The organism is Frigoribacterium sp. PvP032, from assembly GCF_017833035.1.
Lineage (GTDB): Bacteria > Actinomycetota > Actinomycetes > Actinomycetales > Microbacteriaceae > Frigoribacterium.
Window position 1 is genome coordinate 1,109,654 of sequence record NZ_JAFIBM010000001.1, and the last position, 25,084, is coordinate 1,134,737.

The 25,084-nt window shown below is 73.6% G+C and carries 24 protein-coding genes; 11 read left to right on the top strand and 13 right to left on the bottom strand.

The genetic code is table 11. The features are described from left to right. Positions 1–103 precede the first annotated feature (103 nt). A complete protein-coding gene (locus JOE35_RS05085) occupies positions 104–892 on the top strand; it encodes a Pr6Pr family membrane protein (RefSeq protein ID WP_209560175.1) in 789 nt (262 codons plus the stop codon). On the opposite strand, the gene JOE35_RS05090 is transcribed toward JOE35_RS05085, so the two are convergent. Then, positions 805–2,349, bottom strand: a complete 1,545-nt coding sequence (locus JOE35_RS05090; protein WP_209560177.1) for an FAD-dependent oxidoreductase — start codon at positions 2,347–2,349, stop codon at positions 805–807. The two genes, JOE35_RS05085 and JOE35_RS05090, sit on opposite strands and share 88 nt — an antisense overlap. A gap of 71 nt (positions 2,350–2,420) precedes the next feature. Further along, a complete protein-coding gene (locus JOE35_RS05095) occupies positions 2,421–3,218 on the bottom strand; it encodes an alpha/beta fold hydrolase (RefSeq protein ID WP_209560178.1) in 798 nt (265 codons plus the stop codon). 188 nt (positions 3,219–3,406) lie between these two features. Between JOE35_RS05095 and JOE35_RS05100 the strand changes: the two genes are divergently transcribed. Further along, the gene (locus JOE35_RS05100) at positions 3,407–4,174 is read left to right on the top strand and encodes an NAD(P)H-hydrate epimerase (protein WP_209560179.1); all 768 of its coding nucleotides are present in this window, start codon (positions 3,407–3,409) and stop codon (positions 4,172–4,174) included. A 59-nt stretch (positions 4,175–4,233) separates the two neighbouring features. Here JOE35_RS05100 and JOE35_RS05105 read toward each other — a convergent pair whose 3' ends face one another. The 4 genes from JOE35_RS05105 to JOE35_RS05120 form a co-directional block, all read right to left on the bottom strand. Beyond that, entirely contained in the window at positions 4,234–5,715 is a 1,482-nt protein-coding gene (locus JOE35_RS05105; protein ID WP_245186055.1) for an MFS transporter, read from the bottom strand. 187 nt (positions 5,716–5,902) lie between these two features. Then, the gene (locus tag JOE35_RS05110) at positions 5,903–7,399 is read right to left on the bottom strand and encodes a DHA2 family efflux MFS transporter permease subunit (RefSeq protein ID WP_209560180.1); all 1,497 of its coding nucleotides are present in this window, start codon (positions 7,397–7,399) and stop codon (positions 5,903–5,905) included. Positions 7,400–7,568: 169 nt separating this feature from the next. Continuing rightward, positions 7,569–8,447, bottom strand: coding sequence for an ABC transporter permease subunit (locus JOE35_RS05115; protein WP_209560181.1), 879 nt, complete (start codon positions 8,445–8,447; stop codon positions 7,569–7,571). Then, positions 8,444–9,403: an ABC transporter ATP-binding protein gene (locus JOE35_RS05120; protein WP_209560182.1), complete on the bottom strand. Its 960-nt coding sequence runs from the start codon at positions 9,401–9,403 to the stop codon at positions 8,444–8,446. Before JOE35_RS05120 ends, JOE35_RS05115 begins: the two co-directional genes overlap by 4 nt. A gap of 197 nt (positions 9,404–9,600) precedes the next feature. On the opposite strand from JOE35_RS05120, the gene JOE35_RS05125 reads away from it, so the two are divergent. The 6 genes from JOE35_RS05125 (at position 9,601) to JOE35_RS05150 (ending at position 14,373) form a co-directional block, all read left to right on the top strand. Further along, positions 9,601–10,272: a VTT domain-containing protein gene (locus JOE35_RS05125; RefSeq protein WP_307802945.1), complete on the top strand. Its 672-nt coding sequence runs from the start codon at positions 9,601–9,603 to the stop codon at positions 10,270–10,272. Between the two features lie 10 nt (positions 10,273–10,282). Then, entirely contained in the window at positions 10,283–10,912 is a 630-nt protein-coding gene (locus JOE35_RS05130) for a nucleoside/nucleotide kinase family protein (RefSeq protein WP_209560183.1), read from the top strand. A 138-nt stretch (positions 10,913–11,050) separates the two neighbouring features. Further along, the gene (locus JOE35_RS05135; protein ID WP_209560184.1) at positions 11,051–11,719 is read left to right on the top strand and encodes a histidine phosphatase family protein; all 669 of its coding nucleotides are present in this window, start codon (positions 11,051–11,053) and stop codon (positions 11,717–11,719) included. A 239-nt stretch (positions 11,720–11,958) separates the two neighbouring features. Beyond that, entirely contained in the window at positions 11,959–13,341 is a 1,383-nt protein-coding gene (locus JOE35_RS16035) for a M23 family metallopeptidase (protein WP_209560185.1), read from the top strand. A 122-nt stretch (positions 13,342–13,463) separates the two neighbouring features. After that, positions 13,464–14,003 (top strand): GNAT family N-acetyltransferase, encoded by a 540-nt coding sequence (locus JOE35_RS05145; RefSeq protein ID WP_307802946.1) that lies wholly within the window; start codon positions 13,464–13,466, stop codon positions 14,001–14,003. Positions 14,004–14,013: 10 nt separating this feature from the next. Continuing rightward, positions 14,014–14,373: a hypothetical protein gene (locus JOE35_RS05150; protein ID WP_209560186.1), complete on the top strand. Its 360-nt coding sequence runs from the start codon at positions 14,014–14,016 to the stop codon at positions 14,371–14,373. A 38-nt stretch (positions 14,374–14,411) separates the two neighbouring features. On the opposite strand, the gene JOE35_RS05155 is transcribed toward JOE35_RS05150, so the two are convergent. The 5 genes from JOE35_RS05155 to JOE35_RS05175 all read right to left on the bottom strand — a co-directional run bounded on the left by JOE35_RS05155 (position 14,412) and on the right by JOE35_RS05175 (position 19,302). Then, positions 14,412–15,302: a hypothetical protein gene (locus JOE35_RS05155; protein WP_209560187.1), complete on the bottom strand. Its 891-nt coding sequence runs from the start codon at positions 15,300–15,302 to the stop codon at positions 14,412–14,414. Between the two features lie 57 nt (positions 15,303–15,359). Beyond that, a complete protein-coding gene (locus JOE35_RS05160) occupies positions 15,360–16,232 on the bottom strand; it encodes a DNA/RNA non-specific endonuclease (protein WP_209560188.1) in 873 nt (290 codons plus the stop codon). A gap of 86 nt (positions 16,233–16,318) precedes the next feature. Then, on the bottom strand, positions 16,319–17,413 hold the full coding sequence (locus JOE35_RS05165) for a glutamate--cysteine ligase (protein WP_209560189.1): 1,095 nt from the start codon (positions 17,411–17,413) through the stop codon (positions 16,319–16,321). 177 nt (positions 17,414–17,590) lie between these two features. Continuing rightward, a complete protein-coding gene (locus JOE35_RS05170; protein ID WP_209560190.1) occupies positions 17,591–18,244 on the bottom strand; it encodes a PadR family transcriptional regulator in 654 nt (217 codons plus the stop codon). 149 nt (positions 18,245–18,393) lie between these two features. Beyond that, on the bottom strand, positions 18,394–19,302 hold the full coding sequence (locus tag JOE35_RS05175; protein WP_209560191.1) for a CoA ester lyase: 909 nt from the start codon (positions 19,300–19,302) through the stop codon (positions 18,394–18,396). Positions 19,303–19,563: 261 nt separating this feature from the next. On the opposite strand from JOE35_RS05175, the gene JOE35_RS05180 reads away from it, so the two are divergent. The 3 genes from JOE35_RS05180 to JOE35_RS05190 all read left to right on the top strand — a co-directional run bounded on the left by JOE35_RS05180 (position 19,564) and on the right by JOE35_RS05190 (position 23,351). After that, complete coding sequence (locus JOE35_RS05180; RefSeq protein WP_209560192.1) at positions 19,564–21,063, top strand: YrzE family protein; 1,500 nt, start codon at positions 19,564–19,566, stop codon at positions 21,061–21,063. Positions 21,064–21,165: 102 nt separating this feature from the next. Beyond that, complete coding sequence (locus tag JOE35_RS05185) at positions 21,166–21,882, top strand: hypothetical protein (RefSeq protein ID WP_209560193.1); 717 nt, start codon at positions 21,166–21,168, stop codon at positions 21,880–21,882. A gap of 188 nt (positions 21,883–22,070) precedes the next feature. Then, the gene (locus tag JOE35_RS05190) at positions 22,071–23,351 is read left to right on the top strand and encodes an Nramp family divalent metal transporter (protein ID WP_209560194.1); all 1,281 of its coding nucleotides are present in this window, start codon (positions 22,071–22,073) and stop codon (positions 23,349–23,351) included. On the opposite strand, the gene JOE35_RS05195 is transcribed toward JOE35_RS05190, so the two are convergent. Then, positions 23,348–24,403: an alpha/beta fold hydrolase gene (locus JOE35_RS05195; RefSeq protein WP_209560195.1), complete on the bottom strand. Its 1,056-nt coding sequence runs from the start codon at positions 24,401–24,403 to the stop codon at positions 23,348–23,350. The two genes, JOE35_RS05190 and JOE35_RS05195, sit on opposite strands and share 4 nt — an antisense overlap. Positions 24,404–24,497: 94 nt before the next feature. Next, positions 24,498–25,076 (bottom strand): DUF1990 family protein, encoded by a 579-nt coding sequence (locus tag JOE35_RS05200; RefSeq protein ID WP_209560196.1) that lies wholly within the window; start codon positions 25,074–25,076, stop codon positions 24,498–24,500. Positions 25,077–25,084: the final 8 nt, after the last annotated feature.

Sequence of the window (25,084 nt, forward strand, 5' to 3'; positions counted from 1 at the left end):
CCGGTCTCCCCTCAGGGGGAGACCGGCCCGTCCTAGTAGGGTCGTCGTCTGCACGGGAGGCCTACCCGAGGCGTCCCCGCGCTACCAGGAGCGAGTGAACAGGGTGCGAACAGTCGTCGGCGTGCTGCGCCTCGTCGTCGCCGCCCTGGGCACCGCGGCCCTCGTGTCGTACTTCTTCTACACGCTCGGCTTCTCGACCTTCTCGACGGTCAACTACTTCGCCTACTTCACGCAGCAGAGCAACATGGCGAACGTGCTCGTCCTCGGCGTCTCGGGCGTGCTGTCGCTCCGGGGGCGACCGGAGGGCCGCGGCTTCGCCGCCGTGCACGCGCTCGTCACCACCTACGTCGTCGTCTCCGGCATCGTCTACGGGATCATCCTGATCGAGTCGCTGAGCAACGACTTCGCCATCGGTGTGCCCTGGTCGACCCAGGTGCTGCACTTCTGGATCCCGGGGTTCCTCGTCGTCGACTGGGTGCTCGCCCCGGGGCGGACCCGCGTCAGCTGGGCGATGCTCTCCGTCGTGCTCGTCTTCCCGGTCGTGTGGGGGATCGCGACGATCGTGCGCGGGGCCGACGTCGGCTGGTACCCGTACTTCTTCCTCGACCCGGCGCAGGTGCGCTGGCCCGACGAGTTCGTGATGTACAACGCGATCGCCCTGGCCGTCATCGTCGGGGTGATGTCGGCCCTGATCGCGCTCAGCCACCTCCGGCCGGGGCCACGGCCGAGCGTGTTGCTGCGGCGCGGCCGGCGTGCGGAGGTCGTGGGGACGGAGGCCGGCGGCGCAGGCGGCGCCGGGGGTGATCAGCCTGCGGGGGCCTGCGACGGGTCCGCGCCCGTGTCGGGCGCTGACGTGCCCTCCGGCACGGCCTCCGGCACGAGGTCGAAGTAGGGCGCGAGGCCTGCCAGCGCGTCGGCGACGGCCTCGTCGTCGCCGAGCTCGAGGCTGGCGACCGCGTCGTCCCCGCCCGCCAGCGCGACCAGCACCGGCTCGCCCGTCGAGGGCATCAGGTTGACGAAGACGCGGTAGCCCGACGACCCGTCCAGAGTGGTCAGCACCGTCGCCTCCGTGCTCCAGGCCCGCTCGTCGAAGCGCAGCCAGAGCACCTCCTGCTGGGCGACGCCCAGCGTCTCGATCGCCGCGGCGTGCGCGGTCGGGAGCTCGGGCGCGAACTCGGTCGTCCCCTCCTTGAGGACTCCCAGCGGCAGGGTGACCACGACGCGGTCGACCGACAGGCTCTCGCCGGTGGCGAGGCGGAGGCCGACGCCCTGGTCGCCGTACTGGATCCGCGCGACGGTGCTGCCGGGCAGCACGTCGAGGTCGTCGAGCTGGGCCTCGACGAACGCGGACAGGTCGCCGGTGACGAACGGCTCGCCGAGCGGGAACAGGCTGCCGGGGTCGGCGGCGACGAGCTCGGCGACGTCGCCCGGGTCCTGGCGCTCGGCGAGGTCGTCGGGCCCGGCTCCCCAGCGCACGGGCAGTGCCTCGTCGATCACGAACTGCAGACGCGCGGCGTCGGACACGCCAGAGGCGTCGGGCTCGAGCGACTGCTGCTCGGGCCCCGCGCCCGCGCCGGTGACGGCCTGGGCCACCGTGACGGACGCGGCCTGGTCGTCGGCCCACCCGGCGGCGGACGCGAACGAGCGCTCGGGAACTCCGCCGAGCGTCGTCGCCTGCCCGCCGGACGACCGCACCTCGAGCGCGTCCCCGAGGCGCACGGTGTCGACCCGGCCGAGGGCGAGCGCCGCGACGAGGGCCGTGGCCGCCTCGCCGTCGAGGGAGGCGGCGCCCATCTGGAGCGGGAACGGCCAGTCGCCGCCGGTGTAGCTGGCGACCCGACCTCCGACCCGGTCGCGGGCCTCGACCACGACCACGTCGTAGCCGAGGTCGGCGAGGCTGCGGGCCGCGGTGGCGCCGGCCATGCCCGCGCCGACGACGGCGATGCGCTCGCCTCGCTCAGCCACCGCGGCGACCGCCTGCGCGACGTCGAAGCCGCTGGCCCGCGCGCCGCCCAGGGTGCCGGGAGCCGTGCTCGCCACGGCCTCGCCGGCGAAGAAGAGACGGTCGTCGACCGGCCTGCGGAGCGCCGCGCGGTCGGCGTCGGACGACGAGGTGGTGAGGTAGCTGCCCGAGCCGCGCGCGAACGGGTCGTCGGCCCAGCCGCTGCGGCGGAACGCCGAGGGCGTCGGCCCGGCAGAGGGGGTCGCGGCCGGGGTCGGCGTGGGCGTCGGCGTGCTGCGGGGGGTCGTCGGCGCGGGGGAGGGGCCGTCGGTCGTGCAGGCCGCGAGCAGCAGCACGGCGGCCCCGGAGGCCGACCCCGTCAGGAACGCTCGACGACTGATGCCCATGGTGCGTCCATCATCGCAGGGCGGGGGGCCGGACGGCGACGTGGGCGCGCCCCGCCCGCCGACGGGGCGCCTCAGGCGTCGACGGCCTCGAGCCAGGTGCGGAGCAGGTCGGTCACCTGGTCGACGGGCATCAGCGACGACGCGTGGTCCTGCCCGACGAGCTCGAAGAACGCGGCCGTCGGCATGCGGCGGGCGGCGTCCTGCGACTCGCGGTGCCGCGCCTCGTCCCGGGTGCCGGCGATCAGCAGGGTGGGCACCGACACGTCGTCGAGCTGCTGCGCCGTCAGCCCGCCGCCGGTCTCGGCCGCCCGGAAGAACGCCGCCAGGGCCAGCGGGTCGTCGCTCATGAAGGCCAGGCGCGTCGCCGGGTCGAGCCGGCGTCCCATGGTCTCCTCCCAGCGCTCGATGAAGGCGGTCATGCCCCCGGTCAGGAGCGCCTCCTCCCAGTCCGGGGCGAAGGTGGCGCCGATGTTGCCGTTCATCGGAGCCCAGCTGCCGCCGATCGTCGTCAGGGTGCGGAGCAGCTCGGGCTCGTGGGCCGCGATCGACAGCCCGACGCGGGCGCCGAACGAGTAGCCGACGTAGTGGACGGGCGCGAGGCCGGTCGCCGCGAGGACGGCCGCGACGTCTCCGCGGTGCAGGGCCATGTCGTAGGAGGCCGGGTCGTGCGGGGCGCCGCTCCGCCCGTGGCCCCGCAGGTCGAGGGCCACGACGGTGAAGTCGCGCTCGAGGTCGCGCAGGTAGCCGAGGCCGCGCCACGCCCCGCGCGACAGGCCGGAGCCGTGCACGAGCAGCAGGGGCGGGCCCTCGCCCGCGACCTCGTACGCGATCTCGGTGCCGTCGACGGGGTTCTGGACGTGGTCGCGCATCCGTCCAGTCTGGCAGCGCCGCGACCCCCGACCCGCCGCTGCATCCGTCGAGGGCGGGTCAGCTGCGTCGAGGGCGGGTAGCTCACGACCCGCCCTCGACGCAGGCGACCCGCCCTCGACACGTACGAGTCGCGCGCGGGCGGTCGGGGCTGTGGGCGGGGCCGGCTGGCGGCGGGCACGATGGGGCGATGATCGACGGGTGGACTGCCGCGCAGGTGAAGGCGGCCGAGCAGCCGCACCTCGACGCGGGCGAGCCGCTGATGCATCGGGCGAGCGCGGGCCTGGCACGCGAGGTCGAGCGACTGCTCCGCGACGCGGGCCGCTGGCCCGCACCGGTCGTGCTGGTCGTCGGCAGCGGCAGCAACGGCGGCGACGCGCTCTTCGCCGGGGCCCTGCTCGCCGAGGCGGGCTGCGCGGTCACGGTCGTCCCGACCGGCAGCAGGCTGCACGAGGAGGCGCTGGCCGCGGCACGCGCCTCGGGCGCCGTCGTCGACGACGCGGCACGGTGGTCGACCGTCGGGGAGGCGGGCGTCCGGCTCCGGGAGACGGGCGCGGCCGTCCTCCTCGACGGCGTGCTCGGCACGGGCACGAGCGCCTGCCCGGCCCTGCGCGGGCGGGCCCGTGACGTCGTCGCGGCCCTGCTGCCCTGGGTCACGGCTCCCACGGCTCCCACGGCTCACGCGGCTGCCACGGCTCACGCGGCTGCCACGGCTCACACTGGCCCGCTGGTCGTCGCGGTCGACGTGCCGAGCGGCATCGGGCCTGACGACGGTGCCGTCCCCGACCCGACCGTGCTGCCCGCGACCCTCACGGTCACGTTCGGTGCGCACAAGGCCGGGCTCCTGATCGAGCCGGCTGCAGGGCTGGCCGGGGAGGTGGTGCTCGTCGACATCGGCCTGCTGCCCGACCTGGCCGCGGTGCCGCCGGCGGTCAGCGTCCCCGACCGCGCCTCCTGAGGGCCAGGCCCTGAGCTCGCGAGGCGCGCTCAGCGCTCTCCGGGCCCGCTCGGCCGGACCTACGACTTCCCCGACCCGCCGCCCTTCCCCGGCGTCACGACCGACAGCGGGCTCGTGATCGACTCGAGCGACTTCCGCTCGGCCGACACCCCGAAGACGAACGCGATGACGCCTCCGACGAGCATGATCCCCGCGCCGAGGAAGTACCCCGCCGTGAGCGGTCCGCGGTCCGTGCCGTCGCCGATCAGCGAGCCGTAGAGCGTCGGGGCGACCGCGCCGGCGATCTGGCCGAGGGCGAAGAAGTAGCCGATCACCTGGCCGCGCAGCTCGAGCGGGAAGATCTCGCTCACCGTGAGGTAAGCCGAGGAGGCGCCTGCCGACGCGAAGAAGAACGACACGCACCAGAAGACGGTCTGGGTCGTCGCGCTCAGCACGTCCATGTGGAACAGCACGGCCGACACGGCGAGGACGACCGCGGAGACCCCGTAGGTCAGCAAGATCATCTGGCGGCGGCCCCACGTGTCGAAGAGGTGGCCGAGCAGCAACGGGCCGAGCAGGTTGCCGATCGCGAACGGGAAGAAGAAGTACTGCGTCGACGCCGGGTCCGTGCCGTAGAAGTTCTGCAGCACCAGCGCGTAGGTGAAGAAGATCGCGTTGTAGAGGAACGACTGGGTGATCATCATCGTCGCGGCGACGAGGGTGCGCTTCGGGTAGTCCTTGACCAAGGTGCGGAAGATGACGCTGAAGGGGATGCGACCCTGGTCGGTCACCTCGAGCGCCTGGTCGTCGCTGACCGGCTCGAGGGTGCGCCCCTCCGCCTCGACGCGGTGCTCGATGTCGGTGACCGTCGCCTCCGCCTCTTCCTCGCGGCCGTGGGTCATCAGCCAGCGGGGGCTCTCGGGGATGTGCCGGCGCAGGTAGATGATGATCAGGCCGAGCACCGGGCCGATGAAGAAGCCGATGCGCCAGCCGACGTTCTCGGCGAAGTAGTCGGTGTTCAGCAGGAAGAGGTTGGCGGCAGAGCCGAGCGCGGCGCCGCCCCAGTACGTGCCGTTGATCGCGATGTCGACCCGGCCGCGGTAACGCGACGGGATGATCTCGTCGATGGCCGAGTTGATCGCGGCGTACTCGCCGCCGATGCCCATGCCGGCGATGAACCGGAACACGGCCAGGAAAGCGAAGTTCGGCGACAGCCCGGCCAGGCCGCTGGCGACCAGGTAGATCGCGAGCGTGAGGATGAAGAGCTTCTTGCGGCCGAGCGTGTCGCTCAGCCGGCCGAAGATCAGGGCCCCGGCCACCTGGCCCAGCAGGTAGATGGTGCCGAGGTAGCCGACCTGCGCGGCGGTCAGGCCGAGGTCGGCCTGGAACCCGGCGGAGGCGACGATCTGGATCTCGAGGCCGTCCAGCACCCACGAGAAGCCGAGCCCGACGACGATCGTCCAGTGGAACTTCGTCCAGGGGAGGCGGTCCATGCGGGCCGGGACCAGGCTGCGGACTGTGCCGCCGCCTCCTCGGGCCGTGGTCGACGACGAGCTGCTCATGGCGATCTCCCCTGTGCGCGGTCTGCATTCGTGCAGAGGATGCACGAACAACGGCGACGGTACTCCCGGTGCCGGACGCACGACCGCCCTCCCCGGTGGTCGGGGAGGGCGGTCGTGGGGGAGGTGCGGTGACGGCCGGCTGTGAGGCTCGCGCGGGTGGGCGGCCGAGCCGGCTCGCCCGGTGCAGCTAGTGCGCGACGATCGGCTCGGCGCCCTCGGTCACCGGGGGCCGGCGGACGAAGAACGCCCCGACCACGGCGAACAGCGAGATGATCGCGCCCACCAAGAAGGCGGAGCGGACGCCGGCGCTCGCAGCCGCGATGTCGCCTGCCCCGCCGTTCGCCGCGGACACGGTGGCCAGCGTCATGACGGTCACGAACACGGCGGTGCCGGCCGCCCCCGCGACCTGCTGCACCGTGCCGACGATCGCCGAGCCGTGCGAGTACAGGCGGCCGGGCAGCGAGCCGAGGCCCGACGTGAACAGCGGGGTGAACATCAGGGCCAGGCCGACGCTGAGGGCGACGTGCGCGCCGAGGACCATCGGGATGGGCGTGGCCTCGGACACGGTGGACAGGAACCAGAGCACGGCGCTGACCAGGATCGTGCCGGGGACGAGCAGCACGGTGGGGCCGTGCTTGTCGAAGATCCGGCCGACGAACGGAGAGAGCACGCCCTGCAGCAGGCCGCCGGGCAGCAGGAGCAGGCCGGTGGCGAGCGGGTCGAGGCCGTGGACGTTCTGCAGGTAGATCGGCAGCACGATCAGGGTGCCGAAGAGGGCGATCATGCCCACGCCGAGCACGAGCACCGAGGTGGTGAAGGTGCGCGAGAGGAAGGTGCGGAGATCGAGCAGCGCCTTGTCGTCACGCTGCAGGGCGCGCTGACGCAGCACGAAGGCGAGCAGGGCGACGACGCCGACACCGATGGGCAGCCAGGCCGGCACGGCCGCCTCGGCGCCCTCGCCGATCGAGCTGAGCCCGAACACGATGCCGCCGAACGCGAACGCGGACAGGATCACCGAGAACACGTCGAGCGGCACCTTGCGGGGGGTGGTCACGTTCTTGACGCGCGCGGCGCCGAGGGCCAGGGCGCCCAGTGCGATCGGCAGCACGAGGATGAACATGAAGCGCCACTCGAAGACGCTGAGGATGATGCCCGAGATGGTGGGCCCGATGGCGGGAGCGACCGAGATGACGATCGAGATGTTGCCCATCGTGCGTCCGCGGGTCGCCGCGGGCACGAGCGTGAGCACGGTGGTCATCAGCAGCGGCATCATGATCGCCGTGCCGGACGCCTGCACCACGCGGCCGAGCAGCAGCACGCCGAAGCCGGGCGCGATCGCCGAGATGGCGGTGCCGAGGCTGAACAGGCTCATCGCCGTGATGAAGACGGGGCGCGTGTTGAAGCGCTGCAGCAGGAACCCGGTGATCGGGATGACGACCGCCATGGTCAGCATGAAGCCGGTCGTCAGCCACTGGCCGGCGGTCACGGTGATGTCGAGGTCGCGGGTCAGGCTCGGCAGGGCCACGCCCATGATCGTCTCGTTGAGGATGACGACGAAGGCGCTGACGAGCAGCAGGCCGATGACGAGCTTGTTGCGGGCCGCGAGGGCGGTGTCGTCGTCGCCGTCGGCGGCGCGGACGGAGCCGGTGTCGGCGGCGGTGGACGCGGCGGTGTCGCTCGTCATGTGATCTCCCTGGAGGGGCTGGCGGGTGGCGGTGGCGGTGTCTCGCCGTCGAGACACCGGTGCAGCGCCCGGGAGGCGTCGTTCATTCCCGATCCGAGGTGAACGGCAAGGGCCGACGCGACCAGGTGGTCGCGTCGGCCCCTGCCGTCGAGGAGGCGCGGCTGCGGACTCAGACGTCGCGTCGCTTCACAAGGGCGAGCGCGATCGCGAACAGCACCACGACCCAGCCGACCAGCACGAGCAGCGCCTGCCACGGCTCGAGCACGAGCGAGCCGTCGAAGCTCGGCATCGCGGTGAGCGACTGGCCGCCGACGGGGTAGTCGTAGACGCGGCTGGCGGCCTGCGGCGGGATGAACTCGTAGAGCGAGTAGATCCACGACTTCGCGATCAGCGCCTGGCCGATCGAGAAGATGATCGGCAGCACGAAGACGATGCCGATCGCGGAGGCGATGGCGCCCGCCCCGTTGCGGATGATCGCGCCGAGGCCGAACGCGATCATGGCGATGAACCCGATGGTCGCGGCGCCGCCGAGCATCGACAGCCAGATGCGGCCGTCGGCGAGGTCGGTGTCGACGCCCGAGCTCGAGAGCAGCGGCGTGGACACGAGCAGCGCGACGGCCAGCGCGAGGGCCGACACGACGAAGGTCGAGACGCCGATGAGGAGCACCTTGGCGACGAGCGCCGGCGTGCGGCGCGGCACGGCCGCGAAGGTCGAGCGGACCATGCCGGTGCCGTACTCGCCCGTGATGACCAGGGCGCCGAGCACGGCGGCGACGAGCTGCGCGAACGGCACGCCGATCGTGGCGACGCTGACGGCGAGCGACTGCTGCTGCTCGTCGGTCGCCGGCGCACCCTCGAAGCCGGACGCGAAGGCGCCGAACAGCAGGGCGAAGCCGATCAGCAGCACGACGATGACGGCGAAGCACCAGGCGGTCGAGCGGAGGCTGCGGAGCTTGATCCACTCCGAGCGGAGCACGTGGGCGAACGAGACCCCCGAGCCCGCCGTGTGGGCGTGGGTCGTCGGGCGGGGCGTGGTGGTCGTGGTCATCGCGTCGCTCCCGACGTCGTGGCGGCTGCGGAGTCGGCGGCTGCAGGGGCGCCTCCTGCGTGATATTCGACCGAGTCCTGGGTCAGGGTCATGTAGGCCTCCTCCAGCGAGCGGACCAACGGGGTGAGCTCGTGCAGGACGATGCCCTGCGCCGCGGCGGCCTCGCCGACCTGGGCGGCGGTGACGCCCCGGAGGTCGAGCGCGCCGTCCTCCGTCGTCGTGACGACGACCTCGGTGCGGCTGCGGAGCAGGTCGGACAGCTGGGCGAGGTGCGGGCTGCGGACGCGGACGCCGTCGCCGGAGGCCTGGGCGATCACGCTGCTGACGGGCGCGTCGGCCAGGACGCGGCCCCGGCCGAGGACGATGAGGTGGTCGGCCGTCTGGGCCATCTCGCTCATCAGGTGCGACGAGAGGAAGACCGTGCGGCCCTCGCTCGCGAGGTGACGTGCCAGGGTGCGGACCCAGACGACGCCCTCGGGGTCGAGGCCGTTGACGGGCTCGTCGAAGATCAGGGTCGCCGGGTCGCCGAGCAGGGCGGCCGCGATGCCGAGGCGCTGGCCCATGCCGAGCGAGAAGCCGCCGACGCGCTTCTTGGCCACGGACTCGAGCCCGGTCAGGGCGATGACCTCGCGAACGCGGGCCTTGCCGATGCCGTGGGTGGCGGCCATGGCGAGGAGGTGGTCGTGGGCGCTGCGGCCGCTGTGCACGGCCTTCGCGTCGAGCAGCACGCCGACCTCGCGGAGCGGCGCGCGGTGGTCGGCGTAGGGACGGCCGTTGACCGTCACGGAGCCCGAGGTGGGGCGGTCGAGCCCGACCACCATGCGCATCGTGGTCGACTTGCCGGCACCGTTCGGGCCGAGGAACCCCGTGACGACGCCGGGCCGCACGGTGAAGCTGACGTCGTCGAGCGCCACCTTCGAGCCGTATCTCTTCGTGAGTGATCGAGCTTCGATCATGGGTGGTGCCTCTCGTCGTCGTGCGGGTGTCGTCGCCCCGGGCACGCACCGTCGCGTGCGGGGGCTGCCGACCTGCGTCGAGACTAGGAGAGAGGCGTCCCCGCCGACATCCGCCGACCGGACGACACCCGCGGGCGGCGGCCTGCGACCACCGGGGGAGGAGGCACCTCCGACGAGGCTGTCGTTACACTCGCCCGGTGACGACAGCCACCCTCCTCGCCTCCCTGCCCCTCGCCTCCGGCGGCTTCCTGCTCTTCGATCCCGAGGCGCTGCTGCCGGCGCTCGGGCCCTGGGCGCTCGCGGGCATCTCGCTGATGGTGTTCATCGAGTCGGGCGTGCTGTTCCCCTTCCTCCCCGGCGACTCGCTGCTCTTCACCGCCGGGCTGCTGCACGAGGCGCTCGAGCTGCCGGTGTGGCTGATCGCGCTCTGCGCCTTCGCCGCCGCTTTCCTCGGCGACCAGGTGGGGTACTTCCTCGGCAACCGCTTCGGCCGGCGCTGGTTCAAGCCCGACGCCCGCGTGCTGAAGACGGCCCACCTCGCCAAGGCCGAGGCCTTCTTCGCGAAGTACGGCGGCCTCTCGCTTATCCTCGGCCGCTTCGTGCCCATCGTCCGCACCTACGTGCCGCTCGCCGCGGGCACGGCCGGCTACCGCTACCCGGCCTTCCTCGCGTTCAACGTCATCGGCGCGTTCCTGTGGGCAGTGGGCCTCACGGTGCTCGGCTCGCTGCTCGGCGGCGTGCCGATCATCGCCGACCACATCGACGTCTGGGCGATCGTGATCGTGTTGATCTCGGTGCTGCCGATCCTCATCACGGTGCTGCGCAAGGCGATCTCGTCGCGGCGCGCGACGCCCACGCCCGGCGCCTGAGGCCCCGGCCGTGCCGCTGAGCCTCGACGACGCGGTCGCGCAGGTCGCCGTCCTCCGTCTCGCGGGCCGACGCGTCGTGGTCGGCCTGGCGGGCGAGCCGGGCAGCGGCAAGAGCACGACGGCCACAGCGCTGAGGGAGGCGCTCGTCGCGGCCGGCACGTCCGCCGTCGTCGTGCCGATGGACGGCTTCCACCTCGCCGGCTCGACCCTGGCCCGCCTGGGCAGGCTCGACCGCAAGGGCGCCGTCGACACGTTCGACGCCGCGGGCTGGCTCGCCCTCCTCCGCCGCGTCCGCCGGGCCGAGCCGGACGAGACGGTGTGGGCGCCCGACTACGTCCGGGGCCTCGAGGAGGCGGTCGCCGGCTCGATCGAGGTCGCCCCCGACGTCGAGGTGGTCGTCGTGGAGGGCAACTACCTGCTCGTCGACGACGAGCCGTGGCGGAGCGCCCGCGCCGAGCTCGACCTCGCCTGGTGGGTGGAGGTGCCCCAGGCCGAGCGGCTGCGACGCCTCGTCGCGAGGCACGTGCGGCACGGCATGGCCGAGGAGGCGGCGCTCGCCTGGGCGACCGGACCCGACGAGCGCTCGGCCGCGCTGGTGCGTGCCACCCGCCCCCGTGCCGACGGCGTGCTCGCCGGCTGACCCGGCACGCGTCCGCCGAGACCCGCGGAACCCGCGCGGACCCCGCTGCGCGCGGAAGGGTGCGCGCGGGTTCGAGGGGTGCGGCGGCGGAGGCCGGGCCCGGGGCGCTGTCGGCGGCCGACCGTAGGGTGGTGAGCCATGCGCCTCTACCTCATCCGACACGGTCAGACCCCCGACAACGTCAGGGGCGAGCTCGGCACGACGGTGCCCGGCCCTGGCCTCACCGACCTCGGCCTCGAGCAGGCCGCCGCCCTGCCTGAGGCGCTCGCCGCGGCCGGCATCGGCACGCTCTCGACCAGCACCATGATCAGGACGCAGCTGACCGCCGCCCCGCTCGCCGCCTCCCTCGGCCTCGTGCCGACCGTCCGTGACGGCCTGCGCGAGGTCGAGGCGGGCGAGCTCGAGCTGCGTTCCGACCGGGAGGCCGTCGCGACCTACCTCGGCACCGTGCTGCGCTGGGTCGACGGCGACCTCGACGCGCGGGTCCCCGGCGCAGAGGACGGCCACGCGTTCTTCGCCCGCTTCGACGGTGCCGTCGGCGCCGCCGTCGACGAGGCCTCGGCGAGCGGCCACGACGTCCTCGCCCTCGTCAGCCACGGTGCCGCCATCCGCGGCTGGGCCGGGCGACGGGCCTCGAACGTCGACGCCGCGTTCGTGCGCGACCACCAGCTCGCGAACACCGGCGTGGTCGTCCTCGAGGGCAGCCCTGACAGGGGCTGGCTGCTCGTCGAGTGGGCCGACGAGCCCGTCGGCGGCGCCCTCCTCGACGATCCGTCCGCGAGCGACCCGACCGGCGAGCCCGTCTGACGCGCGGCCGTCCCGCAGCTCCCGTCGGGGGACAAGATCAGGGGCTCGTGTGACTCGTGTGACTCCTGTCATGCAGTGTGACCCCAGCTCTGGGGGTCACGGGGTGACAGGCGAACCTTCTACCTCGGGTTTACCCTCGCCCTCTTCCGCCGTAGGGTGGTCACGCATCCGACCCCCGTGACGAGTCGCCGACAGGCAGCCGACGCAGGGTCGCCCCCCTCGAGTCAGGACACGATCACGTGAGTTCGCCTCTGCCTGCACCGCTCCTGCCGGTCCTGCGCTCGCGCAGCGCGTTCGCCGTCGTCTCGACGATGCTCCTCGCGCTCGTCTTCGTCGTGGCCGGGGTCGTGGTCGGCGGGTCACCGGCTCGAGCCGTCTCCTACCCGTCCTGGGACGACGTCGTGGCCGCCCAGGCGAACGAGTCGTCGAAGCAGGCGCAGATCTCCGAGCTGCAGGGCCTGCTCGACCAGCTGCAGTCCGACGCCGTGAACGCACAGGCCGAGGCCGAGCGTCTGGGCGCCGCCTTCCAGGCCGCGCAGGACGCGGCCGACCAGGGCGCCGCGAAGCTCGCCGAGCTGCAGGCCCAGGTCGACGAGAAGAACGCGATCGCCGACGAGAGCGAGAAGCGCGCCGGCCAGGTGTCGGCACAGCTCGCCCGCACGGGCGGCGGCGACGTCTCGACCCAGCTGGTCGGCGACGGCGAGGCCGCCGGCGACCTGCTCTACCGTCTCGGCGCCATGAGCAAGCTCACCGAGCAGGCCGACGGCATCCGGCAGCAAGCCGTCTCCGACCGCAACGTCGCACAGTCGCTCGGCGACCAGGCGGCAGTCGCGAAGGAGGCGCTGGTCGGCCTCCGCGACACGGCCCAGGTCTCGATGGACGAGGCTCAGGCCGCGGCCGACGCCGCGACCGCCGCGGTGACCGCGCAGCAGGAGAACGAGTCGCGCCTGCAGGCCCAGCTCGCCGTGCTGCAGGACACGACCGCACAGACCCAGCAGCAGTACGAGGCCGGCGTGGAGGCCGAGCGCCAGCGCGTCGCCGCCGAGCAGGCCGCCCGCGCCGCCGAGGCCGCCCGCCAGGCGGAGGAGCTGCGTCAGCAGCGTGCCGCGGCCGCCGCAGCCGCCGCCGCGCGTCCGGCACCGAGCGCCGGCGCCCCTGCTCCTGCACCCGCGGCACCTCCTGCCTCGTCCGGCGGGGGCTCCGGCTCGGGCTCCGGCTGGGTCCGTCCCAGCGGCGGCGGCATCTCGAGCGGCTACGGCTACCGGGTGAACCCGGTGTCGAAGCAGTGGAAGCTGCACGACGGAGTCGACCTGGCACCCGGCTGCTCCACGCCGATCTACGCGGCGGCATCGGGCACGGTCAACTACGCCGGTGCCTACGGCGGCTACGGCAACTACGTGCGCATCAACCACGGCGGCGGCCTCAGCACGGCCTACGGCCACATCGTCAACGGCGGCATCAAGGTGCGCAACGGCCAGTCGGTCGTCGCCGGGCAGCTCATCGCCCTCGTCGGCTCGACGGGCAACTCGACCGGCTGCCACCTGCACTTCGAGACGCGCGTCAACGGCGCCTCGACCGACCCGGTGCCCTTCATGTCGGCCCGGGGCGTCAGCCTCCGCTAGCTCGGCGGCCCCTGCCAGGGCGCGAGGGCGTCAGGGCGCGAGAGCCTCAGGGCGCGAGAGCGTCAGGCCACGACGTGCACAGCGTGCAGGGAGCGTCCGGGCAGGGATGGCAGGATGTCTCGGTGACGAACGCCGCCCCTCCTGCCCCCGCCGCTCCTCCTGCCCCCGGGGCGCTGCACGTGCAGCACGTCGCGTGGGACGACCCGCGGGCGCTCGAGCTGCGGGCGCGGATGGACGCCGAGATGAACGAGCGCTACTCCGATCCCGGGGTCGTCGAGGACCCGGCGGTCACCGCCGCCCGGGATGCCGCGCTCCGCGTCGACCCGGAGCGGGTCCACGCCACCGTGCTCGTCACGGACGACGCCGGCCGTGCCGTCGCGCACGCGGCGCTGCGCGACCTCGACGGCGAGTGGGAGGTCAAGCGCGTCATCGTCGACGCGACGGAGCGCGGTCGCGGCCTCGGTCGGCTGCTGATGGCCGAGCTCGAGACCGTCGCCAGGGAAGGCGGGGCACCGCGGCTGATCCTGCAGACGGGCGACCGTCAGCCGGAGGCGGTCCGCCTGTACGAGCGGGTCGGCTACCGACCGATCCCGACCTACGAGCCGTACGTCGAGGCGCTGCCGAACTCGATCTGCTTCGAGAAGGTGCTGATCGGCGTCTAGGCTGGGCGCGATGATCACGCGACGAGACGCTGCCCTGCAGCTCGACATCCCGCTCGAGATGGCGGTGCGGCACGGCATCCCCGCGAAGCTCACCCTCGACGAGCTGCTCGAGCTCGAGAAGTCGCCGCCCGCGTGGCTGCTGCAGTCCCGGGCGAACCGCACGGGCAAGCCGGTCTGGGTCGACCTCGCGTGCGTCGTGTGCGGCTACCACGAGGCCGCCCGGCCCAAGAAGTGGTGGCCGGACTGGACGCACCTCAGCTGCGACGACCACGGCGTCGACGAGCTGCCCGAGCCCGAGCAGGGAACGGCGCGCAGCGAGGTCGCCGGTGTCGGCAGCCGCTTCGTCGCGGTCGTCGACGAACGGCCCTAGCGGGGCCCCGTTCGGCGTCGGGCAGCGCGCCCGCCGTCTCAGTCGCGATAGCCGACCGACGCGGGGGCGTCGAGCCCGGCGACGAGGTGCACGAGTGCCTGTCGTGCGTCGTCGGCGAGCATCTGACGCTGGATGTGCTGGTCGTGCCAGTGCACGAGGTCGTCCGTGGTGACGCCTGACCTGCCGCCGTCCGTGTCAGCGGCCGTGTCGTCGACGACCACGTAGCGGAACGCCCAGGGCTCGCCGTGCTCGGCGAGGGTGGTGCGGTGCCCCAGCAGGCGACCCGTCTCGGCGTCGACGAGCACCTCGTGCCCGGGATCGCCCGGGTCGGGCAGCCGGACGTCGACCCGCCGGTGCGCGGACGTCGGGTCGGGCCCGGCCACCCGCGTGCCGAGGACGGCCGAGACGAGCGTCTCGTCCGCTCCTGCCCGTCGAGGAGGCGCACTCCGGTCGAGCCCCGACACCACGTCGTCGACGACCCGGGTCACGGCGGCCCCGACGGCGTCGTCCTCCGCCGCGAGTCGTCTCGCAGCGTCCCGCAGCCAGTGCTCGAGCACGACCAGCTCGTCGGACGAGAAGGGATCGGGCTCGAGGGAGTGCACGGAGAAGTCCGCGGCCTCGACGGACCACTCCCACGAGAGGACGACGCGCACCATCGCGGTGCTGCGGGGGAGCAGGGCGAGCACGCCTCGTCGCAGGCCGGGGGTCCAGTGCAGCTCGGGGGCGTCGAGCAGAGGACGCACGAGGTCGGCCGACGTGCGCGCGGAGCTCAGGACCACGAACTCGGCCACGACGTCGCGCCACGGGGTCGCGCGGTCCGGTGCGACGTCGTGCTCACGCCGCACGGTGAGGACGCTGGCCTGGTCGCCCCTGTCGGGCCAGGGTGCAGGGGAGAGGGGAGCGTCGGGCACGAGGAAGGATCTTGCCACGCGCACCTCCGGCCCCGCCGAGCGGCCGCGGACGCGTTCGCTCGGCGCGGGAGCTCCTCAGAACGTGAGCTGATCGGCCGAGTCGAGCGGCACCCACCCCTCGGGCAGGCCCGACGGCGGCCGGACCGTCGGCACGACCTGCAGGGAATCGGCCTCGGCCAGCTGTGCGAGCTCGAGCCCGGTCAGCGCGGCGATGTCGCGCACGGGCACCTGGAAGGTACGGTACGGCCCGAGCGGGGGCAGCTCGCCCTGGTCACGGGCGCGCAGAGTCGCGCGTCCGAGCTCGGCGTCGTCGAGCTGTGACGACTGGTCGAGCAGGTAGCCGGCCGTCCGCAGCGCGGCCCCGTCGCTCGTCGCCCACGCCGCGATCTTCCAGAAGCGCAGCGGCAGCTGGACGCCCCGGTAGGACGGGTCGTCGGGGTGCAGGACAGGGCCGGTCAGCACGGTGAGCCGCTGCTGGTGCACGGCCGCGTACTCGAGCACGAGGTCCTCGAGGCCGAGCCAGAGCTCGGACGACTGGTTGAAGTCGCCCACCTGCGGTGCGGCGTTCGTGTAGGTGAACGTGTCGAGGTTCGCGCGGGAGGCGATCGCCGGTGTGCCCCACACGGGGTCGCGACGCCGCACGAGGTGCCCGCGGTCGAGGTCGTTGCGGGCGTAGACCTCTGGCCCGCACTGCTCGCCCTCGGGGACCCTCTCGTCGAGGTGCCAGTCGTCGCCCCGCTCGAGGTCGACCAGCGCGGCGCCGTCGATGTTGACCGCGGTCGCCGCGGCGAGGCGCCGCCGCGGGTCGAGCAGCACGGTGAAGTGCGCGTAGGGCAGCTCGCGCACGGCACGGGGGCCGGTGCCGGGCAGCGGCACCTGCACGGCGAGGAACCCGGGGTCGTACCCGAGGGCAGCAGCCGCCTCCGGCTGGTCGTCTGCGATCGTCATCCGCGCCTCCTGCTGGTCGGTGGGTGGTCTGCGCCCATCGTGCACCGCACCTCCGACACCCGCCCGTGCCCCCGCACCGCAGCAGCTCAGCAGCGGGCGACGAGCGCGGTCTCGCAGAGCCGCCGCAGCTCGGCGGGGCCGCCGCGCCGCACCGCAGCGCGCTGGCGCTCGGCGCCGGTCCCGTCGGTCGTGACGCGGTCGAGCAGGGCGCGCGTCCGCTCGTGGTCGCCCGACGCGTCGAGAGCGTCGCCGACGTGCACGAGGAGGCGGTGCAGCACCTCGCGGGACCCGCGCAGCTCACCGGCCACCGGGTCGAGCAGCTCGCCCCCGAGCCCGTCGCGGGCGGCGTGCCAGAGGCCGGCGTCGAGCAGCTCGGGCTCGACCCGGAGCGGGGCGACGTCCGCCTCGGCCTCCGCGCGGGCCGTGTCGACGAGGGCGCGCACGAGGGTCGCGACGAGGAGGGCGCCGCCCGTGTCGAGCTGGGCGTCGGCGACGCGGACCTCGACGGTCGGGTGGTCCTCTGCGAGGCGGGCGTTCCACCAGATGGTCCGCGTGTCGTAGGTGCCGGCGACGCCCACCAGCCGACGGATCCGCCGGTCGTAGTCCGCTGCGTCCACGAAGGGAGGCGGGCAGCCGCCGGTCGACCAGCGTCGCATGTGCATCGCGCGCCAGCTCGCGAAGCCGGTGTCGGCGCCGTGCCAGTACGGCGAGTTGCCGGTCAGGGCGAGCAGCGTCGGCAGCCAGGCGCGCACCCGGTTCAGCACGGCCACGCCGACGTCGCGCGACGGCACGCCGACGTGGACGTGCGTCCCGTTGATGAGGTGGTCGGTCACCAGGCCGCGGAACTCCTCCTCGACGCGGTGGTACCGCTCGGTGTCGGTCACCGCGGGCCAGCCGCTGCACATGAACGGCGTGCCGACGGCCGCGGCCACGACGCCCCGGCGTCGCGCCTGGGCGGCCAGGCGGGTGCGGAAGGTCACGAGGTCGGCCTCGGCCTGGTCCAGCTGCGTGAACACCGGGCTCGATCGCTCTATCTGCGACGCCAGGAACTCGTGGCTGACGAACTTCGACTCGTGCGCCGAGCCGAGCAGCTCGGCGTGCACCGAGGCCGCGACGTCGGCGGGCGTCAGGGCCACCGGGTCGACCAGGATGAACTCCTCCTCGATGCCGAACGTCGTCATGCGGCCCCCTGTCGTCGGGGGGATGCTAGCGACCCGGTCGGAGAACGACCGGCGATCAGCCGAGAGCTGCCCGTGACGTCGGGGTACGCGCAGGGCGGGCACACGAAGGAGGCGCGGTGCAGGCGTGCCTGCACCGCGCCTCCCGGGCGGTGTCCCTGCGACGTCCGGCGTCCGACGTCAGTCGGCGAGGATCGCGTAGAGCGCGCGCCGCGTCTCGTCGAGCTTGGCGGTGGCGGCCGCGCGCTGCGCGTCGGTCACGCCGGAGCGGAACTGCTGCACGACCCCGAAGAGCTTGCCGAGGCTCTCGCGGAACTCGTCGGAGGCCTCGTCGCCGGTCGTGGCGGCCCAGGCAGCCTCGACGGCGTCGGCGTGCTCGGCCACGTAGGTGCGGCCCGCCTCGGTCAGCGAGTACTCGCCCTTGGCGGCCTCGTCGCCGGCGACGATGAGCTCTTCGTCGACGAGCTGCTGCAGCGTGGGGTAGACCGAGCCGGGGCTCGGCTTCCAGACGCCGTCGGTGCGCTCGGCGATCGCCTTGATCAGGCCGTAGCCGTTCGAGGGAGCGTCGGCGAGCAGTGACAGCACGGCGAGGCGGACGTCGCCCTTGCGGGCACGGCCACGACCGCCGCGGTGGCCGCCGGGGCCGAAGCCGGGGAACCCGGGGAAGCCGCCGAAGGGGCCGGGGCCCCCGGGGCCGAAGCCGGGGCCGCCGGGCCGGCCGCCGCGGGCGAAGGGGCGGCCGAAGCGGCCCCCGCCGGCGAAGCGGTCGTGCTGGTCGCGGCGGTCGGAGTGGTCAGGGTGGTCGGGGTTCTGGTGGTGGTGTGCGTTGCCCATGGGGAACGTCCTCTCGATCTCATGTCTGTGTCGCGGTGGTTGTCGCGATGTGTCAAAGATATGTCGCTGACTATCGTCTGTCAAGAGGCGAGCCAAAAAAGGAGGCGCACCCTGGTGGGGTGCGCCTCCTCGGCCCTGCTGTAGGTCGGCTAGCTGGCCGGGGCGACGCCGAACGCGTTGGCGAGCTTCTCGATCTTCTGCGCGCGGCCGAGGCGCGGCAGGTCGCTGCCGTCGCGGATCACGCGGCCGCGGCCCTCGAAGTCGGCGAGGAAGTCCTGGGCCCAGGCGACGTCGGACGGCGTCGGGCTGATGACCTCGTTGATGACGGGCAGCTGCTCGACGTCGAGGCAGAGCTTGCCCGTCAGGCCGAGCGCGACGGCGACGCCCGCCTGCTCGCGGAGCACGGGGTGGCTGCTGCCGACGGTCGGGCCGTCGATCGGGCCGGGCAGGCCGCCGATGCGGCTCGCCACGACCAGGCGGGAGCGCGGGTAGGCCATCGCGAGGTCGTCGGCGCTCGTGCCGGTGTCGCGGCGGTAGTCGCCGCTGCCGAACGCGAGGCGGAAGGCGCCGCGCGCCTTCGCGATCGAGGGGCTCTCCTCGATGCCGAGCGCGGACTCGACGAGTGCCAGGACGCGCACCGCGCCTCCCAGTCGGTCGAACGTCTCGGTCACGTGCTCTGGCGCCTCTGTCTTGGCGAGCATCACGCCCTGCAGGCCCGGCAGGCCGAGGAGGGCGTCGACGTCGTCGGACCAGAAGTCGGTCGAGCGGTCGTTGATGCGGACCCAGGCCCGGCCGCCGGCGGTGAGCCAGGCGACGACGTCGTCGCGGGCCGCGGGCTTGCGGGCTGGGTCGACCGCGTCCTCGATGTCGAGCACGATCTGGTCGGCGCGCGAGCGCGCGGCCTGGTCGAAGCGCTCGGGGGCCGTGCCGGGCACGAGGAGCCAGGAGCGGGCGATGTCCGCCGGCGGCTTGGAGCGGCCGGTCGTGGTGCTGCTCGCGGTGCCCGCCGCGGACGGGGCGGCGTCGGGGGCGCCGGCGGTGGTGGTCGTGTCGGTCATGGGACGTCCTCGTCTGTCTCGTCGTCGCGTGTCGCCGTGTCCCGCTCGTCGCGGGCGGCGTGCCCCACCACGCTACCGGCCCGCTCGGAGCGCGCGGTCGGCGGCGCGCAGCTGTGCGTCTCCGCGTGCCGGGCGAGGGCTCCCGCCCGGCGGCGGTCGTCGGGCGTACCGTTCAGGAAGACCACAGGCGACACCCGGGGTCACGGAGCACCGTCGACGTGCCCCCTGGGCGTCGTGAGGCCACGATCACGAGGAGCTGCCATGACCGACGCGAACACCCCGAGAGACCGCGCCGACGAGGGCGACGCCCGCGACCGCGCCCCGCGCGAGCCCGCCCGCGACCCCCTCGACGACGAGTCGCAGACCGCCGTCGACCGCGATGCCGCCGACCGCGACGCCGCCGACGGCCCGTCCGTCGACTTCGGCTCGCCCGCCGGCGCCGACCGGCCCGCCGTCGACTTCGGCGCACCCGCGGCGGGCCCTGCCGAGCCCGCGGTCGCCCCCGAGGACCGTGTCGACGATTCAGGTGTCGACGACGGCCGTGCCGCCGACGGCGCCTGGGCGGCCCCGGCCGCGCCGACGACGCCTGACTCCTCGACGGCCGACGACCGCCCGTCGGGTGCCGACGAGCGCGGCTCCTCTGACCACGCCGACACGGAGGTGCTCCACGACCGTGTCGAGCCCGCTCCCCGCTACGACGCCGACGACGACCGCCGTGACGACGCCGACCGCCGTGACGACGCCGACCGCCGTGACGACGCTGACCGCCGTGACGACGCTGACCGCCGTGACGACGCTGACGCTGACGCCGACCGCCGTGACGACGAGGCCCGGGTCGTCCCGCCCGTGGTCGCGCCGACGCCCCCGGCGTCCCGCGCCTGGTCCGCCGCGCCGCAGGACGACTCCGGTCGGCCCCTGCACGACGACGACGCCCTCCGTGCGGCCGAGGCGCACCGAGCCCCGGGCGACGACGCCGCGCGTGCCGCCGACGGGTCGTCGACCGACGCCGACCGTCGCGACGACTCGCCGACCGTGGTCGCCCCCGTCGCGTCGCCCGGCCGCGGCGACGACGCCCCCACCACCTCCTGGCGCACCGACGACGGCCGCGTGGCCGGTCGTCCGGGCGCCGGTCCGGCCACCGGGTCGCAGGCCTACCCGCTCGTGGCCGAGACCGCCGACCCCGTGGCCCTGCGCCGCGAGCTGCTCACGGAGCAGAAGCAGGAGTTCTCGGGCATGCGCTTCGGCGCCGGCCTCCTCGGCTGGTTCGCCGCGACGGGCTTCGGCGTGTCCGTGTTCGTGGTCTTCGCCGCGATCGCGTCCGCCGTCGTCGCCGCCTCGTCCGGCTCGAGCCCTGACGGCTTCCGCGGCTTCCTGGGCGACAATGCCGAGGTCCTCTCGATCACGACCGGGATCGTCGTGCTGGTGATCGTCTTCGCCGGGTACTTCGTCGGTGGCTTCACCGCCTCGCGCGTCGCCCGCTTCTCCGGCTTCAAGCAGGGCCTGGCCACCTGGTTGTGGGGCCTCGTCATCACGATCGTCGTCGGCGTGATCGGCGCCGTCGTCGGCGTGCAGGCCAGCGACCAGTCCGCGCCGAACCCGATGATCCCCTCCATGGACGACATGTCGTCGACCTCGGTCGAGTCGTTCGTCTTCCTCGGGCTCCTGGTGGTGCTGAGCTTCGGCGGGGCCGTCCTCGGCGGTCTCCTCGGCCAGCGCTGGCACCGCAGGGTCGACCGCTTCGTGCCCGAGCACCAGGTCTGATCCACCAGGTCCTGACGGCCGGTCGTCCGGCCGTCAGGACCGTCCGGTCGCCCCGGATCCGCGACACCGAACCACAGACACAGCCACACGCAAAGGACCCTCATGCACCTCCTCGACCGCTCCTCCCTCGTCCGCAGCACCCTCGCGGTCGTCGCCGCCGGCACCCTCGTGCTCGGCCTCGCGGCCTGCTCGTCCACCTCCGACTCGGAGAGCAACAACACCGCGCCGACGCACCCCGTCAACGCGACCGAGCCCGCCGAGGAGTCGACGGAGGAGCCCCTCGCGACGATCCCGGCGCTCACCGGCGGCGTGGACACCCAGGTCGCCGTCGACGCCTCGTTCGTGGACGCGCTCGGCACCCTCGGCCTCACCCCCGGGGTCGTCGGCACCGCGACGTTCACCGACGGCACGTTCTCGTTCCCGATCACGGGCGGCAACGTCACGTACTACGACCCCGAGGGCGACGTCCGCCCGTACGTCCAGGGCAACATCGACCACGACGACTCGGGCCTGTCGCTGACCGCCGCCGACGGCACGGTCGTCGAGCTGAGCGACTTCCGCATCGACCCGGGCGAGAGCAAGCTCTACGGCACGGTCACCGCGAACGGGACGGTCGCGGCCCAGGACGCCTACCTCTTCACCCTCTGGGGCGGAACGCTCGAGCCCCTCAAGACCGAGGGGACGAACGCCGTCCTCGAGGGCACGACCGTGCACGTCAGCCCCGACGCCGCCGCCCTGCTGAACGCCACGTTCGACACGGACGCGGTCCAGGACCAGATGCTCGTCGGCGTCGCCAAGATCACGGTCGCCACGCAGTAAGGCCTGCCCGCGCACGCCGTCGACGTCCGTCGGCGTCCCCGCAGGAAGCCCCGTCCCGCAGCTGCGGGACGGGGCTTCCCACGTCCGCCGGCCCGCGCCTCCTCCGTCGTGCGAACTTGTCGACGGCAGGGGTTTCGCGGTGCAGCAAGTGAAAGTTCGGCACGCCGAAACCTGTGTAGGGTCGAGGCATGGCGACGACACGACCCCGAGGCTCCGCCGTGCAGGAGGCGCCAGGCGGGCGCCCGGCACGACACCCGCACCCGAGGCCGCGAGGCACCCTGCTCGGCCCCGCGTTCATCGCGGCGATCGCGTACGTCGACCCGGGCAACGTCGCCGCGAACCTCACCGCCGGCGCGCAGTTCCAGTACCTGCTGCTGTGGGTGCTAGTCGCCGCGAACGCGATCGCGGTGCTCGTCCAGTACCTGTCGGCCAAGCTCGGCGTCGTCACCGGGCAGTCGCTGCCCGAGGTGATGGGCCGCAGGCTCCCTCGCCCGGCCCGGCTGGCCTACTGGGGCCAGGCCGAGGTCGTCGCGGCAGCCACCGACGTCGCCGAGATCATCGGCGGCGCACTCGCCCTGCAGCTGCTCTTCGGCGTCCCGCTCGTCGTCGGCGGCCTGATCACGGGTGCGGTCTCGCTCGGGCTGCTGATGCTCACGCAGTACCGCGGCGGGCACGTCTTCCAGTCGGTGATAATCGGCATGCTGGCGATCCTCACCGTCGGCTTCTGCGCCGGCCTCTTCTTCTCGCCCCCGTCGGGCCCAGGCATGCTCGAGGGCCTGGTGCCCCGCTTCGAGGGCGCGCAGTCGGTGCTGCTCGCCGCCTCCATGCTGGGCGCGACCGTGATGCCGCACGCCGTCTACCTGCACTCGGCCCTCGTCCGCGACCACCACGGCACCGTCACCGAGGGCGACGACCGTCGGCGCGTGCTGCGGGCCACCCGGTGGGACGTCGTGCTCGCGCTCGTCGTCGCCGGCGGCGTGAACATCTCGATGCTCGTGCTGGCTGCCTCGACGCTGCCGGGCCGGACCGGCACCGACACCATCCCCGGCGCCCACGACGCCATCCGCGATGCCCTCGGGCCCGTCGTCGGCGTGCTCTTCGCCGTGGGGCTGCTCGCGTCCGGTCTCGCCTCGACCTCGATCGGCTCGATGGCCGGCGCCGAGATCATGCACGGGCTGCTCGAGGTGGAGGTGCCCTTGTTCGTACGCCGAGTCGTGACGCTCGTGCCTGCCCTGGTGCTGCTCGCGACGGGCATCAGCCCGACCTGGCTGCTGGTGCTGAGCCAGGTCGTGCTGAGCTTCGGGATCGCCTTCGCGCTCGTCCCGCTCGTCGTCGTGACGAGCGACGCGCGCCTGATGGGCACGGGCCGCAACGCGACCGGCACCCGTGTCGCCGCGTGGGCCGCGATCGCCGTCGTCATCGCGCTCAACGTCGCGCTGATCGTCCTGACGGTGTCGGGCGAGGCCTAGGAGGTGCCCGACGCCTTGCCCTCGTCGTCGTCGTGCTGTCGCTCGGCGCGGTCGTGGGCCGCGAGCATCGCCTCCGCGTGCTCCGACTTGGCCTCGCCGATGGCGGCGTCGTCGCCGCGTGCGATGGCGATCCCCTCGCGCACGGTCGCCAGCATCGCCTTGGCCGCCTCCTCGGGGGTGAAGTCGAACTCGCCCCGCTCGGTGCCGTCGCCGGCGTCCGCGTAGTGCTGCAGCTCGCCGCCCTCTCCCGGGCGCGGCGGCTGCTCGGCGTGCTCGACGCAGAGCCGGGCGACCTCCTCGGCGTGGGCGTGCATGACGGAGTGGGCCGCGCCCGGCATCTCCCAGAGCCTCGACGACGGCACGAGCCGCCCGATCTGCTCGACCCAGCTGCGCGGCGCCACGGCGTCGTGCTCGCCGCGGATGACGAGCGTGTGCGCCCGCACCTTCGGCAGCTGCTGCTCGATCGGGTAGGTCATCATCTTCGGCAGGACCTGCGAGAACCAGTGCACGCCGCAGACGACGTACGCCCGGAGTGCGAGCACCTTGACCCTGCCTGGCTCGTGCCACGCGGCCTGCAAGAACCTGCGCGCCGCCACGGTGACACGCCGCTCGGCGGGGTTCACGACGGGGCCGATCAGCACGAGCGTCGACAGCTCGGGACGGCGGGCCGCGAGGTCCGTGACGATCTGGGTGCCCATGGAGTGCCCGACGACGATCGGGTCCTTCAGGCCGAGGTCGTCGATGGCGGCCCCGACGAGGTCGGCGAACTGGCGGATCGAGAGGGCCTTGCGAGGGTGCTTCACGCCCGCGAAGCCCGGCAGGTCGAGAGCGTGCACGGGGCCGAACGAGTTCAGGTTAGGGGCGAGCCGCTCGAAGTAGTCGGACGAGACCCCGATGCCCGGCACGAGCACGAACGGGCGCTCGCCGGTCGTGCCGATGGTGCTGACCCGCACCCACAGGTCGCCGCGCTCGACGCGGCTGACGCGCACACGGGTGCTGGACTCGTCGCGACCTCGCTTGCTCGTGTGCCCGCGTGTGCGTGTGACGGCCATGCGCCTCCTCGTCGGTGTCCGGGCCGCAGCGCTGCCGGGGCAGGCGGTGCGGGAGGGTGGGCGACCAGTCTCGCACCCTCGCCGAGGCTCGGGCTCAGCGGCCGAGGACCGGATCGAGAGCGCGCAGGTTGCGGTGCAGCAGGAGGCGCAGCGCGAGCCCGGAGGCCGGGCCGGCCAGGCGCATCCACCAGGCTCCCGGTCGCCAGACGACGCGGATGTCGAGGGTGACGCGGTCGTCGGGGTGGTGCGTGACGACGTAGCTCTCCCAGCCGCGCTGCGGGTGTCCGACCAAGGCGGCGTGCAGGAAGCCCGTCGCGCGGGGGAGCGACTCGTCCTCGGGCTCGCCGACCGGCTCGTCTGCCGGCTCGTCCTCGAGCACCCGGACGACGCGACAGGCCACGCGGGGGCGCAGCGGCCCGAACGGGATCGCCCACGTGCTGATCGCGCCGACCTGGACCCGGTCGGGCACCTGCAGCGGCACGAAGCCCGAGCCCCTGTGCACCTGCCAGCCGAGGACGGCGTCCCCGGCGATCCGTGCGTCGTCCTGGCCGTGGCCGACCAGGCGCGAGACTGCCGTCACGTGGAAGCCCTCCGGTACCGGGCCGGACAGCGTCGGCTCGCCCTCGAATGCCCACGCGTCGACGAAGCCGGGCGGGACGCTCTGTGACGACATGGGTCGAG